We start from the raw sequence: 1,065 nt of genomic DNA, 5'->3' as shown, positions 1-1,065 counted from the left end.
ATGCCGGGATCAGAGCGTAAATCAGCATGTTTAGCCATGTACTCCATCTGCCCGTGACGACCTTGCTCTAACCACTCATGCAGCCTCTCTGTGGCTGATCCAAGGTGGGTATCAGTGATGCGCAAGCCATCAAAACCCAATTGACGAGACTGCTCATCCAGCCATTCACGAAGATGGGTCTGATCAACAGCGCTCGGCATTTGGGTAGAAGTCATGAGTAATACAGAATGTAGCTTAATAATTGAATAAACTAGGCAAATGGCTCAGAATTTATTTAATCAATATTGTAGGCAAGAAGCGGATACGACCGCATTGGCACAAAAGCTTGCCTTGGGCCTCAGCCATCTTTTTCAAGCAGATCAAAGCATTCACCTCAATATTTCCCTAGAAGGCGATCTTGGGGCGGGTAAGACCACTTTTGCCCGCCACCTGATACAAGCCCTAGGATATGCAGGGCGAGTCAAAAGCCCAACCTATACCTTGTGTGAGCCCTACCCTATTGAAATCAACAGTGACAACCCATCGTCAGCAGTAAACATTAAAGCCCACCACTTTGATCTCTATCGCATGAGAGATCCACTAGAGTGGCAAGAAGCTGGCTTTGCAGAGCATTTTGATGAACCTGGTTTCTGCTTGGTAGAGTGGCCGGGTAAAGCTGAGGGCACGCTACCAGCTTTTGATATTGAAATTCATCTCCGCGCCGGTGAAGATGAAAGCGCAAGAAATATTAGCCTGCAAGCCAACACCCGTCACGGAATAGCGGTTATAGAAGAACTATTGCCACAATAGAGATGAGCAAGTCACCCATCAACTCCTCTAGAAGAAAACATCTTAAAACTTCAGCAAAGATGCTAGGTTTCATTCTCTTCTTTGGCGAGGCAGAGATTGCTTGGGGTGCAAAGATCTTGGGTGTACGTATTTGGCCTGCAGAAGATTACACACGGATCACGATGGAATCCGATAAAGCGCTACCAATCACACAGCAATTACTGAGCAATCCCGATCGCTTGGTGGTCGATGTTCAAGGTATGGAATTGAATTCCACCCTGAAAGACTTAGTAGCCA

Annotated in this window: 2 protein-coding genes and 1 pseudogene; 2 read left to right on the top strand and 1 reads right to left on the bottom strand. The window is 46.8% G+C overall.

The annotated features are described in order from the left end of the window. Nucleotides 1–215 (bottom strand): annotated as a pseudogene (locus B7X71_RS17625) (tRNA epoxyqueuosine(34) reductase QueG); the annotation flags it as partial. Between the two features lie 43 nt (nt 216–258). Here B7X71_RS17625 and tsaE point away from each other — a divergent pair. Beyond that, entirely contained in the window at nt 259–789 is a 531-nt protein-coding gene (tsaE, locus tag B7X71_RS17620) for a tRNA (adenosine(37)-N6)-threonylcarbamoyltransferase complex ATPase subunit type 1 TsaE (RefSeq protein ID WP_293601698.1), read from the top strand. Nucleotides 790–848: 59 nt separating this feature from the next. Further along, nucleotides 849–1,065, top strand: a 217-nt coding sequence (locus B7X71_RS17615) for an AMIN domain-containing protein (RefSeq protein WP_293601699.1), incomplete at its 3' end; no start/stop codon positions are given.

This window comes from Polynucleobacter sp. 39-46-10, assembly GCF_002282275.1.
The sequence above is the reverse complement of the archived record's forward strand: the minus strand, read 5'-3'. Positions and strand labels throughout refer to the sequence as shown.

Bases quoted from the DNA above. Each gene is read 5' to 3' on its own strand.
- tsaE (WP_293601698.1), top strand. From the start codon at position 259: ATGGCTCAGAATTTATTTAATCAATATTGTAGGCAAGAAGCGGATACG.